This window comes from Streptomyces sp. NBC_00704, from assembly GCF_036226605.1.
Lineage (GTDB): Bacteria > Actinomycetota > Actinomycetes > Streptomycetales > Streptomycetaceae > Streptomyces.
In genome coordinates, this window is record NZ_CP109000.1 from 3,561,635 (window position 1) to 3,574,406 (window position 12,772).

The 12,772-nt window shown below is 74.5% G+C and carries 10 protein-coding genes and 1 pseudogene; 5 read left to right on the forward strand and 6 right to left on the reverse strand.

Translation table 11 applies throughout. From position 1 onward, the window contains the following. The first annotated feature begins 202 nt into the window (after positions 1-202). Entirely contained in the window at positions 203-3,223 is a 3,021-nt protein-coding gene (locus OG802_RS15440; protein ID WP_329411063.1) for an AfsR/SARP family transcriptional regulator, read from the forward strand. 259 nt (positions 3,224-3,482) lie between these two features. Continuing rightward, on the forward strand, positions 3,483-3,680 hold the full coding sequence (locus OG802_RS15445) for a hypothetical protein (protein WP_329417649.1): 198 nt from the start codon (positions 3,483-3,485) through the stop codon (positions 3,678-3,680). A 210-nt stretch (positions 3,681-3,890) separates the two neighbouring features. On the opposite strand, the pseudogene OG802_RS15450 reads toward OG802_RS15445, so the two are convergent. The 3 genes and pseudogenes from OG802_RS15450 to OG802_RS15460 form a co-directional block, all read right to left on the reverse strand. Then, positions 3,891-4,121 (reverse strand): annotated as a pseudogene (locus tag OG802_RS15450) (helix-turn-helix domain-containing protein); the annotation flags it as partial. After that, positions 4,118-4,480, reverse strand: a complete 363-nt coding sequence (locus tag OG802_RS15455) for a type II toxin-antitoxin system RelE/ParE family toxin (protein ID WP_329411064.1) — start codon at positions 4,478-4,480, stop codon at positions 4,118-4,120. The pseudogene OG802_RS15450 and the gene OG802_RS15455, both read right to left, overlap by 4 nt. Positions 4,481-4,568: 88 nt before the next feature. Then, entirely contained in the window at positions 4,569-6,167 is a 1,599-nt protein-coding gene (locus OG802_RS15460) for a FadD3 family acyl-CoA ligase (RefSeq protein ID WP_329411065.1), read from the reverse strand. A gap of 95 nt (positions 6,168-6,262) precedes the next feature. On the opposite strand from OG802_RS15460, the gene OG802_RS15465 reads away from it, so the two are divergent. The 3 genes from OG802_RS15465 to OG802_RS15475 are packed head-to-tail and all read left to right on the forward strand — an operon-like array spanning position 6,263 to position 8,614. Next, positions 6,263-7,408, forward strand: a complete 1,146-nt coding sequence (locus OG802_RS15465; protein WP_329411066.1) for a lipid-transfer protein — start codon at positions 6,263-6,265, stop codon at positions 7,406-7,408. Between the two features lie 19 nt (positions 7,409-7,427). Beyond that, the gene (locus OG802_RS15470; RefSeq protein WP_329411067.1) at positions 7,428-7,844 is read left to right on the forward strand and encodes a Zn-ribbon domain-containing OB-fold protein; all 417 of its coding nucleotides are present in this window, start codon (positions 7,428-7,430) and stop codon (positions 7,842-7,844) included. Next, entirely contained in the window at positions 7,841-8,614 is a 774-nt protein-coding gene (locus OG802_RS15475; protein ID WP_329411069.1) for an enoyl-CoA hydratase/isomerase family protein, read from the forward strand. Before OG802_RS15470 ends, OG802_RS15475 begins: the two co-directional genes overlap by 4 nt. A 117-nt stretch (positions 8,615-8,731) precedes the next feature. On the opposite strand, the gene OG802_RS15480 is transcribed toward OG802_RS15475, so the two are convergent. From OG802_RS15480 to OG802_RS15490, 3 genes are all read right to left on the reverse strand, one after another. Then, positions 8,732-9,238 (reverse strand): hypothetical protein, encoded by a 507-nt coding sequence (locus tag OG802_RS15480; protein ID WP_329411070.1) that lies wholly within the window; start codon positions 9,236-9,238, stop codon positions 8,732-8,734. 160 nt (positions 9,239-9,398) lie between these two features. Next, positions 9,399-11,774, reverse strand: coding sequence for an outer membrane protein assembly factor BamB family protein (locus tag OG802_RS15485; protein WP_329411071.1), 2,376 nt, complete (start codon positions 11,772-11,774; stop codon positions 9,399-9,401). Positions 11,775-11,995: 221 nt separating this feature from the next. Further along, positions 11,996-12,727, reverse strand: a complete 732-nt coding sequence (locus OG802_RS15490) for a VOC family protein (RefSeq protein WP_329411072.1) — start codon at positions 12,725-12,727, stop codon at positions 11,996-11,998. Positions 12,728-12,772: the final 45 nt, after the last annotated feature.

Genomic DNA, 12,772 nt, shown 5'->3' on the forward strand with positions numbered 1-12,772 from the left:
CACGGTAGCGCTGATCTGACGGTCCGTCAGCAAACGTGCGGCGGCAGGCGGTGATCGACTGCGACCGGATGTGCGCGCCGATCCTGTGAGGGGCCGGTGAACTCCCGTGAGCCGCGCTGTGATCGGCGTCTCGCGCAGCTGACGCACTTGGCGCGGACAGGGCAAACTGGGCTGGTACTTCGGATGCCTAAGGGGAGCCCTGATGGACGACCGCGCAGAGCACGGCGGCCCACGTGTGCCGCAGCAGAGGCGCCCCGGTCCCCCCGGGGAGCCGGCCGCGCTGCGCTTCGACGTGCTCGGCCCGGTGCGCGCCCGGCGCGGCGAGGAACAGCTCGCCACCGGATCCCCCCAGCAACGCGCCCTGCTGGCGGCCCTGTTGCTGCGCGAGGGCCGCACCGCCACGGCCGCCGAGCTGATCGACGCCCTGTGGGGCGAGGACCCTCCCTCCCAGGCGCTGGCCGCGGTGCGGACGTACGCCTCCCGGCTGCGCAAGGCGCTGGACCCGCGCGTCCTGGTGAGCGAGTCGGGCGGGTACGCGGTGCGCGGGCTCGGCGACGGCGCCCTGGACCTGGCGGTGGCGCAGGAACTCGCGGCCGACGCGGAGAAGGCCAGGGCCGCCGGCGACCTCGGCCGGGCCCGCGAGGTGCTGAACCGGGCGCTGGGCCTGTGGGACGGCGAGGCGCTGGCCGGCGTCCCCGGGCCGTACGCGGAGGCCCAGCGCGTCCGGCTGGAGGAATGGCGGCTCGGGCTGCTGGAGGCCCGCCTGGACATGGACCTGGAGCAGGGCTGCCACGCGGAGGCCGTCTCGGAGCTGACGGCCCTGACGGCCGCGCACCCGCTGCGCGAGCGGCTGCGCGAGCTGCTGATGCTGGCGCTGTACCGCAGCGGGCGGCAGGCGGAGGCGCTCGCGGTGTACGCGGACACCCGGCGGCTGCTGGCGGAGGAGCTGGGGGTGGACCCGCGCGCGGGTCTGCGCGAGCTCCAGCGCCGCATCCTCCAGGCCGACCCGGAGCTGGCCGAGCCGTCCGCGCCCGCCGAGCAGTCCACGGTGGCGCAGGTGCGGCCCGCCCAACTGCCCGCGACCGTCCCCGACTTCACCGGGCGCTCGTCGTTCGTGCGGGAGCTGAGCGAGGTGCTGGCGGCGGCCTCCGGGCCCGGCGGGGGCGACGGGACGGGCCGGGTCATGGCCGTGTCGGCGCTGGCCGGGATCGGCGGCGTCGGCAAGACGACCCTCGCCGTGCACATCGCGCACCGGGCGCGCTCGGCCTTCCCCGACGGGCAGCTGTACGTCGACCTCCAGGGGGCCGGCGCGCGGGCGGCCGACCCGGAGACGGTGCTGGGCTCGTTCCTGCGGGCGCTCGGCACGCCCGACTCGGCGGTGCCGGACTCACTGGCGGAACGCGCGGCGCTGTACCGCTCGGTGCTGGACGGACGCCGGGTGCTGGTGCTGCTCGACAACGCCAGGGACGCGGCGCAGGTGCGGCCGCTGCTGCCCGGCACCGAGGGCTGCGCGGCACTGGTCACCAGCCGGGTGCGGATGGTGGATCTCGCGGGCGCCCATCTCGTCGACCTGGACGTGATGTCCCCGGACGAGGCGCTGGCCCTGTTCACCCGCATCGTCGGCGAGGAGCGGGTGGCGTCGGAGCGCGAGGCCGCCCTGGACGTGGTCGCGGCCTGCGGCTTCCTGCCCCTGGCCATCCGCATCGCGGCGTCCCGGCTCGCGGCCCGCCGCACCTGGACGGTGTCGGTGCTGGCGGCCAAGCTCGCCGACGAGCGGCGCAGACTGGACGAGCTCCAGGCCGGCGACCTCGCCGTGAAGGCGACCTTCGAACTGGGCTACGGCGCGCTGGAGCCGGCCCAGGCGCGCGCGTTCCGGCTGCTGGGCCTGGCCGACGGCCCGGACGTCTCCCTCGCCGCGGCCGCCGCCGTCCTGGACCTGCCGCCGGAGGAGGCCGAGGACCTGCTGGAGTCCCTGGTGGACACCTCCCTGCTGGAGTCCGCGGCCCCCGGCCGCTACCGGTACCACGACCTGGTGCGGCTGTACGCGCGGGCCTGCGCGGAGCGCGACGAGGAGCCGGCCGCCGCGGGTGCGCCCGCCGGACAGCGGGGGACGGAGGCCGCGATGTCGCGGCTGCTGGACTTCTACCTGGCGACCGCGACGGGCGTCTACGCGATCGAGCGGCCCGGGGAGCGGGTGCTGGACCATCTCAGCCGCGGCAGCTACCCCGGCCTGGAGTTCCCCGACCGCGGCCGGGCGCTGGACTGGCTGTTCGCCGAGGCCAGCGGACTGCTCGCGGCGGTGCAGCAGGCCGGCACGGCGGGCATGCTGCGGCGCGCGGCCGACCTGCTCCTCGCCGCCGTCGACCTCGGGGAGTCGGGGAGCAGCTCGCGCCAGTACGTGCGGGCGGCCACCGCGGTGGTCACGGCCGCCCAGCGGACCGGGGACCCCCACGCGGAAGGCCGCGCCCGGCTGATGCACAGTCACATCCTGGGCGTCTCCGGACAGTTCGCCGAGTCGGACCGGGAGGCGGCCGCCGCGCTGAAGCTGGGCCTGGCCGCCGGGGACCCGGTGGTCTGCGCGCAGGCGCCCAACCAGCAGGGCATCCTCGCCCTCTACACCGGCCGGCACGCCGAGGCGGAGCGGCATCTCACCGAGGCGCTGGCCGCGTTCCGCGCCGACCGCAACGCGCCGGGCGAGGCCAGCGCGCTGTGCAACCTGTCCCGGGTGCACCTGGCGACCGGCCGCATCGACAGCGCCGTCTCGCTGGCCCGGCAGGGCGTCACCCTGTACGAGCGCGACGACACCGGCATGGCGCTGCGCCTGGCCAACGGCAAGTACGCGCTGGGGCTGGCGCTGACCAGCGCCGGGGAGAGCGCGCTGGCGCTGGAGGCGCTGACCGACGCGCTCGGCATGTTCCAGGACGCCCGGCAGCGGCTGTGGCACGGCATGACGCTCTTCCGGCTCGCCGAGCTGCATCTCGCCGACGACGCCCCGGCCCGCGCCGCCGCCTGCGCGGAGCAGGCCCTGGCCGTCCTGCACGGCATCGGCGGGGAGTGGCGGCGCGCCAACGTCCTGACCGCCCTCGGCCGGGGCCTGCACGGCGTCGGCCAGCTCGACCGGGCCCGGGTGTGCTGGCAGGAGGCGCTGGCGGCGTTCGAGGCGCTGAAGTCGCCCGAGGCGGCGGACGTGCGCTCGCTGCTGGCGTCGGCGCCGGTCGGCTGAGGAGCCGTGCGAGGGCGTTCATCGTTCGTTTATCGCCGTGCGGCACTGTCAGTCGGGCCGGACCGTCGCGTCGGGGGGCAGACGGCTCGGTGCGACGGCCGCGCAGCCGGGAGGGGTCTTGTGGATCAGGCCACGGGACGCCGCCTAAGGTGAACGGCCGTGCGGGACCCGCCCGGCGATCCACGGGGGTACTGCCGGGCGGGGCCCGCCCCCATCCGTTCCGTCATTCCGTCACGCTCGATCTCCCAGGAGTCACTTCATGGCCGACAACACCGGCACCGTCAAGCCCGCCGACTTCCACGCCACCAGCGAGAAGGCGGAGGCCCCGGCGGTCGTCGCCGAGTCCCGGCCGGCCGCGCAGGCGGCGGGCGAGGACCTCACCACCCAGGACTTCCACGCCACCACCGAGCCGCTGAACAAGCCGGCCGACTTCCACGCGACCGACGAGAAGGCCTGACCGAAGGCCTGACACGAGCCACACCCGAGGGGGATCGGCCGCGGCGGCGCGGAGGGGGCGCCGCCGCGGCCGAGGCGTGCGGGCGACCGGGACGGGGCCCGGCTCAGGCCACGGTGTACTGCGTGTCCCCGAAGTCCGCGACGACCCGCAACTCGCCCCCAGTGCCCGCACGTAGGAGCGCAGGGTGGCGACCTCCGTGCGGTCGATCTCACCGTGCTCGATCGCCGAGATCCGAGGCGTGGACACCCCCATCGAGTCGGCGATGTCCCGCTGCGTGAGGTCCTGCTCGCGGCGCAGTTCAGCGAGTTTGCAGGCCCTGACCTCGGCGAGGAGGCGGTCCTTCGCTTCCTGCTTCTCCTCCGGTGTCATCACCGGGATCCCGGCGGCCCGCTGCTGCTCGTGAATCCTCCTCTTGACTTCCTCCCAGCCGACGCTGCTCATTCGTACTCCCTCGTGTCCAGCTCGGTGATGTGGTCCTGGTAGCGCTTCTCGGCGATCGGAACGTTGACGTCGTACCAACCGCTCCAGTCTCCGGCCTTGTCTCCCGCGACCAGGAGAACGGCGCGACGCACGGTGTCGAAGGCGAAGAGGATGCGAATCTCGGTCCGGCCCGACGAGCCGGGCCTCAGCTCCTTCATGTGGTGCCACTCCGATCCCTTGATCCGGTCGACCAGGGGACGGCCGAGGGTCGGACCGTCGTCCGCCAAGGTGTCCACAGCGACTTCAACCTGCCTCGCACCGGCTGGATCGGACTGCGCCAAGGCCTCGAACCACGTCGCCACTTCGGCGACCAGAACCACTTCCCATGGAGCCCTGCCACGGAAATTAACGCAAGCATTAATCCGTCGGGCGGAATTCTGCCCTTGTCACCCCTTGCGGTGATGTCCTTCAAGGTTCCCGCAGCTCCCCCTTCATGACCTTGCCGCTCGCGTTGCGGGGCAGGCCGGGGACGAAGCTCACCGATCTCGGCACCTTGTAGTTCGCCATCTCGCGGCGGGCCCAGGCGATCAGGTCGTCGGCCGTCGTCACCGCGCCCGGCCGCCGGACGACGTACGCCCGGCCCACCTCGCCCAGGCGGGGGTCGGGGACGCCGACGACGGCCACGTCGGCCACGTCCGGGTGCAGCCCGAGGAGCTGCTCTATCTCCGCCGGGTAGGCGTTGAAGCCGCCGACGATGAACATGTCCTTGATCCGGTCGGTGATGCGCAGGTTGCCCGCCGCGTCCAGGACGCCGACGTCCCCGGTGCGCAGCCAGCCGTCCGGGGTCAGGGCCTGCGCGGTGGCCGCCGGGTCCTCGTAGTAGCCGCGCATCACGTTGAAGCCCCGCACGAGGACCTCGCCGGGCAGGCCCGGGGCGGGTTCGGCGCCGCGGTCGTCGACCACCTTCACCCGGGTGCCCGGGATCGCCCGGCCCGAGGTGGCGGCGACGACGCCCGGCGCGTCGCTCCGCCGGCACATCGTGACGATGCCGCTCGCCTCCGACAGCCCGTACGCCGTCAGCACCGTCGCCACGCCGAGTTCGTCCCGCAGCCGTTCCACCAGGCGCAGCGGGACCACCGCCGCGCCGGTCACCACCAGCCGCAGCGCCGAGAGGTCGTACTGGCGGCGGGCGGGGTGGTCCAGGAGGGACTGGTGGAGCGTCGGGGGGCCGGGCAGCACCGAGACCCGTTCCGAGGCCACGTGGGCCAGCACGGCGTCCACGTCGAACACGGGCTGCGGGATCATCGTCGCGCCCCGCATGAGACAGGCGATCACCCCCGCCTTGTAGCCGAAGGTGTGGAAGAAGGGGTTGACGATCAGGTAGCGGTCGCCGCGCCGCAGCCCCGCCAGGTCGGTCCAGACGCCGTACGCCCGCAGGGTCTGCGCGTGCGTGATCACCGCGCCCTTGGGGCGGCCCGTCGTGCCCGAGGTGAAGACGATGTCCGAGGGCTGGTCCCCGCGCACCGCGTCCGCGCGCCGGCGGACCGCGGCCCGCCCCACGCCGTCCCCGCTCGCGAGGAAGTCCTTCCAGGTGCGGAAGCCGGCCGGGGCGTCGTCGGACAGCACGACCACCTGTTCCAGCGCGGGCAGGCCCGCGAGGGGCCCCGCGCCGGGCCCCTCCCCGGCGGCTCGCCGCAGCGACGTCACGTACGAGGCGCCGAGGAACGTGCCGGTCACGAACAGCAGCCTGGCCCCGCTCCGGCGCAGCACGTCGGCCGCCTCGGCGCCCTTGAAGCGGGTGTTGACCGGCACCAGGACCGCCCCGGCCGACACCGCGCCGAGCGCCGCGACGATCCAGTCGAGCGAGTTCGGGGCCCAGACGCCGACCCGGTCGCCCGGCTCGACGCCCTCCGCCAGGCAGGCCGCCGCCGCGCGCTCCACGCGCGCGCCGAGTCCGGCGTACGAGATCCGGGTGCGGCCCTCGGCCACGGCCTCGGCGTCGCCGTACCGCTCGGCCGCCGCGCGCACCAGACCCGGGATGCTGCCCCACTCCACGTCACCGCGCATCACGCGCCTCCCCGCCGGTAGCTGACTACCCGTCAGATTAGCTGTAGCCTGACGGACTGTCAGCCGCCACAACGCATTGCGGAGGTGCGCGCAGCGTGACCCTCAAGGACGCGACCGCCGTCGTCGGCATCGGTCAGACCCCGTTCGCCAAGCACCTCCCCGAGCCGGAGAAGACGCTCGCCTGCCGGGCCGTCCTCGCCGCCCTCGACGACGCGGGCATCGCGCCGGGCGAGGTCGACGCGCTCGCCTCGTACACGATGGAGGAGACGGACGAGGTCGAGCTGGCCAAGGCCGTCGGCTTCGGCGACCTCACCTTCTTCAGCAAGGTCGGTTTCGGCGGCGGCGGTTCGTGCGCCACCGTCGCGCACCTCGCCGCCGCGATCGCCGCCGGGCAGGCGACGGTGGGGGTGGCCTGGCGCTCGCGCAAGCGGGGCAGCGGGCCGCGCCCGTGGACGAACACGGCCGTCCAGCTGCCCACCCCGGCCCAGTGGACCCGGCCCTTCGGGCTGCTGCGGCCCGCCGACGAGATAGCCATGCTGGCCCGCCGCTACATGCACGAGTACGGCGTGACCCGCGACCACCTCTTCAACGTCGCCCTCGCCTGCCGCAACCGGGCCAACCAGAACCCGGCGGCGATCATGTACGAACGGCCGCTCACCCGCGAGATGTACATGAACGCCCGCTGGATCAGCGAACCGCTGTGCCTCTACGACAACTGCCTGGAGACGGACGGGGCGTTGGCCTGCGTCGTCGTCGGCCGCGAACGGGCCGGGGACTGCCGGCAGCGGCCCGTGTACGTGCACGCCGCGGCGCAGGGCCTGCCCGCCCAGCACCACGGCATGGTCAACTACTGGAACGACGACCCGCTCACCGGCCCCGCCTGGGCCGCGGCCGCGCACCTGTGGAAGCACGCCGACCTCACCCCCGCCGACGTCGACGTCGCCCAGATCTACGACGCGTTCACCCCCCTCGTGCCGCTCTCCCTGGAGGGGTACGGCTTCTGCGGGCGCGGCGAGGGCGGCGCCTTCACCGAGGGCGGCGCGCTGGAGACCGGCGGACGGCTGCCCGTCAACACCGGCGGCGGCGGACTGAGCGAGGCCTACGTGCACGGCTTCAACCTGATCAACGAAGGCGTCAAGCAGCTGCGCGGGACCAGCACCGCCCAGGTGCCGGGCGCCGCGACCTGTCTCGTCACCGCCGGCGAGGGCGTCCCGACCTCCGCCCTGCTGCTCAGGAACTGAGAGCGAGGAGCCGACCCCGATGCTCACCCCCGTCACCGACCCCGACGGCGCGCCCTTCTGGCGGTACGCCGCCCGCGGCGAGCTGCGCGTCCAGGCCTGCGCCGACTGCGGCGAACCCCGGTTCCCGCCCCGCCCCTGCTGCCCGCACTGCCAGTCCTTCGCGAGCCGGTGGCGGCGGATGTCGGGACGCGGGCGGATCTGGTCCTATGTCGTCCCGCACCCGCCCCTGCTGCCGGAGTACGCGGCGCACGCCCCCTACAACGTGATCGTCGTCGAGCTGGCCGAGACGCCCCGGATACGGCTGGTCGGCAACCTGGTGAGCGGCCCGGGAGCGGCCCTGGACTCCGTTCCCCCCGACCGCGTCCGGATCGGCGCCCGGGTCCGGGCCGTCTTCGACGGCGACGGGCTGCCCAGCTGGGTCCTGGAGCGGCCGTGAGCGTGCGCCTCGACGTCGACGAGGACACCGGCGTCGCGGTCGTCACCCTCGACCGGCCGCACCGGCTCAACGCCGTCGACCTCGGCACGGCCGCCGAACTGCGCGATGTGTGGCTCGGGCTGCGCTTCGACGACCGGGTGCGCGCCGTCGTCCTGACCGGCGCCGGGGGGCGGGCGTTCTCCACCGGCATCGACCGGGACGCCGTCGTGCCGCAGCCCGCCTCGCCCTTCATGCAGGACGACCCGCTGCTCACCGTCGGCCCCAAGGCGAACGACCTGTGGAAACCGGTGATCGCCGCCGTGGAGGGCATGGCCTGCGGCGGCGCCTTCTACCTGCTCGGCGAGTGCGAGTTCCTCGTCGCGGGCGCCGACGCCGTCTTCTTCGACCCCCACACCGCCTACGGGATGGTCAGCGCCTACGAGTCGGCGCTCATGGCACAGCGCATGCCGTACGGGGAGGCCGCGCGGATGATGCTCATGGGCACGGCGGAACGGATCTCCGCGCGGCGCGCCCACGAGATCGGCCTGGTCTCCGAGGTGACCGACCCGGGCGGCGCGGCGTCGGCGGCCGCGGCCTGCGCCGCCGTCCTCGCCGGGTATCCGCCCGGCGGCGTCCAGGGCACCGTGCGGGCGCTGTGGGCCGCGAAGGAGGCGGCCCGCGCCCCGGCCTACGCGCAGGCGCCGCACCTCATCGCCCTGGGCAACCTGCCCGGCGAGGACCAGGCGAGGCTGTTCACGAGCCGGCCGGCCGCGCGCCCCCGCATCCGCTGAACCGTCACGCCCGCGGCGGTTCGACACGGGCGGACGGCGGTTCGACGCGGGCGGGCGGCGGTTCGGCGAGGGCGGGCGGGCTTCCTGCTCTGACGCAGACAGGGGGCGGCCCGGCGGTCAGGCCGCCGGTGCGTAGGGCTCCGGGTCGCAGTGGTCCACCTTCGCCGCGAGGCCGGGGATGGACAGGTCGACGTCGACGCTCGTCCTGCCGTGGGCGGCGACGTACACCTTCTCGGTCCGCTCCTCCACCTTGTCGGAGCCCGCGTCGAGGAAGTCGACCGTGACGGTGAAACGGCCGCCGGTCGCGTTCGGGTTGTCGACGACCACGGTCGCGTAGGGCTTGCCCGGCTTCGCGCAGTCGGCCAGCTGGACCGAGGCGTCCGTGAGCGCCGCGGAGCTGGACGAGCCACTGCCGCCGGAGGTGCTGGTGGCGGTGTCGTCGTCGTAGTCATCGTCGTCGTAGTCGCGGTAGCGCGATCCGGTGGTGCCGCCGGTCGAGGACGAGCTGTCGTGGTCCTGACTCGAACTGCTGCACCCGCCGCCGTGGCCGTGGCTGCTGTGGCCGTGTCCGTGGCCTCTGCTCGTCGTGAAGCCGGTCAGTGCCAGGACGACCCCCGTCGCCACCGCTGCGAACCTGATTCTCTGCCGCCGTCGATCCATCCGGACAGCCTAGACACTGCCTGTCACGGCCATGTCACGACGCTGCGACCGGTCCGTCCCCGCCGGGTGCGCATGCCCGGGCGACGGGCTCGGGGACGCCGGGCGCGGGCGCCGCGGGTCCGGCTCACGCCGTGCGCGCGGTGCCCGTGCCCTTCTCCGCGTCCAGCGCGTACACGCAGCGGTCCTTGCTGCACGCGTACACGACGCCGTCGCGCACCACCGGCGAGCCGGTGATCTCCCCGCCGGTCGCCAGCTTCCAGCGCAGCCGGCCGTCGTCGGCCTTCAGGGTGTAGAGCAGGTGGTCGGTGGAGCCGAAGTGGATACGGCCCTCCGCGACCGCCGGGGCCCCCACGATGTCGCCGCCCGCCTGGAAGCGCCACTTGGGCGTGCCGGTGACCGCGTCCAGGGTGTAGAGCCCCTTGCCGCTGCCCACGTGGACATGGCCGGCGGCGACCAGCACGGGGTCGACGCAGGAGCGGGCCTCGGTGGCGATGCGCCAGCGGTCGCGGCCGTCGGTGGCGTCGATGGCGTACACCGTGCCGAGGTAGTCGGCGAGGTAGACACCGCCGCCGGTGACCGCGGGGCCGGGGACGAAGGCGGGCGGGGACAGGAAGACCGCGGGCGCCTCGAAGTGCCAGCGCACCCGGCCGCTCGCGATGTCGACGGCGAGGACGCGGGTGCCGGCCGAGACGTAGACGTAGCCGTCGGGGGCGGGGGTGACGCGCACCGGGACGCCGCCGCAGGAGGCCGTGTCGCCGATGGGGTACGCCCAGCGCTCCTCGCCGGTGCGGGCGTCCAGGGCTCTCAGCCGGGCGTCCTGCCAGACGAAGACGGTGCCCTCGTGCAGGACCGGTCCGGCCTCCGGGGACTCGAAGTCGGTCTGGCAGCCGGAGATCTCCCAGAGCTTGTGCCCGCTGGAGGCCTCCCAGCCCTGCACCCCGCCGCCGCGCGTGCCGGTGACGACCGTGCCCCGCTCGGCCTTGAGCGAGTACACCCAGGCCTCGGTCGACAGCCGCCACAGATCGGCGCCCTCGCGGGCGTCCAGGGCGAACAGCGTGGGCCCGTCGGAGGCGTGCACGCGGCCGTCGGCGACCGCCATCGACCAGGCCACGTCGCGAGTCTTGAACCGGCGCCGGCCGGTCGCCACGTCCAGGGCGTGCACCTCGAAGGAGGTGACGTACACGAGGTCGCCCGCCACCGACGGGGTCCCCCACACGTCGTTCGACATGCGGAAACGCCAGGGCCGCCAGCCCGCCGGGGTCTCCGCGGGCGCGCCCTGCGTGGCCGGGAGGGCCGTGTCGGCGCCGTTGACGCCGGGGTGCAGCCGCGACCAGTTGGCGACCAGTCCCGGCTCGGCGAGCGGCGCCTTGACGGCGGCCGTCGCGCGCACGTCGGCGACGCGCGGGCCGGGCCCGATCGGCACGGCCGCGCCGGCCAGCCGGACCGGACCGGTGTCGGGGGCGCCGACGGCCACGGGCGGCTGGGCCGGCCGGGCCAGCACCACCGGATCGTGCGACGGTGGGGGCGGCACATGGCCCCGGCCCAGCCCCACGCCGCCGCCACCGCCGCCGCTGCGCGGGCTGACGGGGGCGGGCTTGGCCGCACGGCCGCCGCGGCGCGTCTCGATGAGGGTGACCGCCTTCTCGGGCAGCCACGCCGACGCCGTACCGCTGTCGTCGGAGCCGGAGCCGAAGAGGTGGGGGGCGAGCTGGGCCTGGAGATCGGCGGGGTTGGGGCGGGCCGTGGCGTCCATCTGCATGCAGGACTCGATGAGCGGGCGCAGCTCGTCGGGCAGGCCCTCCAGGTCCGGGCCCTCGCGCAGCAGCATGAAGACCGTCTCGACCGGGTTCGCGCCGTGGAAGGGCGGGTGGCCGGTGGCGGCGAAGACGAGCATCGAGCCGAGCGAGAAGACGTCGCTCGCGCCGGTCACGCTGCGCGAGTCCTTCGCCTGCTCGGGCGACATGTAGGCGGGGGTGCCGACGGCCACGTTCGTCATGGTCAGACGGGTGTTCGAAACACCGGACGCGATGCCGAAGTCGATCACCCGGGGGCCGTCCTCGACCACGAGCACGTTGGACGGCTTCAGGTCGCGGTGGACCAGCCCCGCGCCGTGGATCGACTGGAGGGCCTCGGCGACGCCCGCCGCCAGCCAGCGCACCGCCTGGGCCGGCATCGGCCCGCACTCGTTCACTATCTCCTCGAGGGAGGGCGCCGGGACGTACGCGGTGGCCAGCCAGGGCACGGCGGCGCGCGGATCGGCGTCGACGACCGCGGCCGTGTAGAAGCCGGAGACCGCCCTGGCCGCCTCCACCTCGCGCGTGAAGCGCACGCGGAAGAGCTGGTCCTCGGCGAGCTCCGTGCGGACCGTCTTGATCGCCACGCGCCGGCCCGAGGCCGACCGTGCCAGATAGACCAGCCCCATGCCGCCGGCACCCAGCCGTCCCAGCACCTCGAACGGCCCGATCCGCCGAGGATCGTGCTGCGTCAGCTGATCCACCACTTGCCTGCCACCTCCCCGTACGAGCCGCGCCACCCACTTGTGTGCACGGCCCCGTGCAGCGTCTCACCACCGCACCGCCATGGCGGCACGCACCCCGATTCTTCCTGGCCGGGCGGCCGGTTGCGAACCCGGGGGCAATCGGGGTGTCTCATTTCATATGCGGGCAAAAAATCCTCACGGCGGGGCGAACCCGCCGGTGAGAGGGGTGTGCGACCCCTCGCTCACCGCTGAAGCAGCGCGAACGACGCCCCCTGATTGTCGGTGACGACGGCCACCGTGCCGTACGAGGCGGTGAACGGACCCGCCTGCACCCGTCCGCCCAGCCGGCTCACCGCGCCCAGGGCCGCCTCGCAGTCCTCGGCCCCGAAGTGCACCAGGAAGTGCGGCGGCATCATCTCCGGGAAGACGTCGCTCACCGGGGCGCGGCCGAAGTCGGGGGCGGCGCCGGGCCCGAAGAGCGCCTCGTGGAAGAGATGCCCGTAGAACGTGTTGGCGGCCTCGGTGTCCCGCGCGTACAGCTGGGCCCAGGCGAACGCGCCCGGCCGGTGGCGCACGCCGAACCCCGGGAGGCCGTCGGGCTGCCACAGCCCGAAGACGGCGGCCTCGGGGTCGGCGGCCAGGGCGGCGGTGCCGAGCCCGCCCACCGGCATCGGGGCCGTCACCAGGCGGCCGCCCGCCGCCCCGATCCGCCGGGCGGTGGCCTCCGCGTCCGGAGTGGCGAAGTACACCGTCCAGACCGTGGGCATCCGGCCGTCGGTCTTGTGGCCCAGCGCGGCCACCGGCTCGCCGTCGAGCCGGGCCCACACGGAGTCGCCGTAGCCCTCCGGCCGCTCCTCGAAGGTCCACCCGAAGAGCTCACCGTAGAACCGCTTGCCCGCGTCCACGTCGGGGAGCTGCGCGTCCACCCAGCAGGGGACGCCCTCTGCGTACACCGATGCCCTGTTTTCGGCCATGGAGCCAAACTAACGGCGGTTCACGCAAGCCGCAGACCAGGCACA

Bases quoted from the DNA above. Each gene is read 5' to 3' on its own strand.
- OG802_RS15440 (WP_329411063.1), top strand. From the start codon at position 203: ATGGACGACCGCGCAGAGCACGGCGGCCCACGTGTGCCGCAGCAGAGG.
- OG802_RS15445 (WP_329417649.1), top strand. From the start codon at position 3,483: ATGGCCGACAACACCGGCACCGTCAAGCCCGCCGACTTCCACGCCACC.
- OG802_RS15460 (WP_329411065.1), bottom strand. From the start codon at position 6,167: ATGCGCGGTGACGTGGAGTGGGGCAGCATCCCGGGTCTGGTGCGCGCG.
- OG802_RS15470 (WP_329411067.1), top strand. From the start codon at position 7,428: ATGCTCACCCCCGTCACCGACCCCGACGGCGCGCCCTTCTGGCGGTAC.
- OG802_RS15490 (WP_329411072.1), bottom strand. From the start codon at position 12,727: ATGGCCGAAAACAGGGCATCGGTGTACGCAGAGGGCGTCCCCTGCTGG.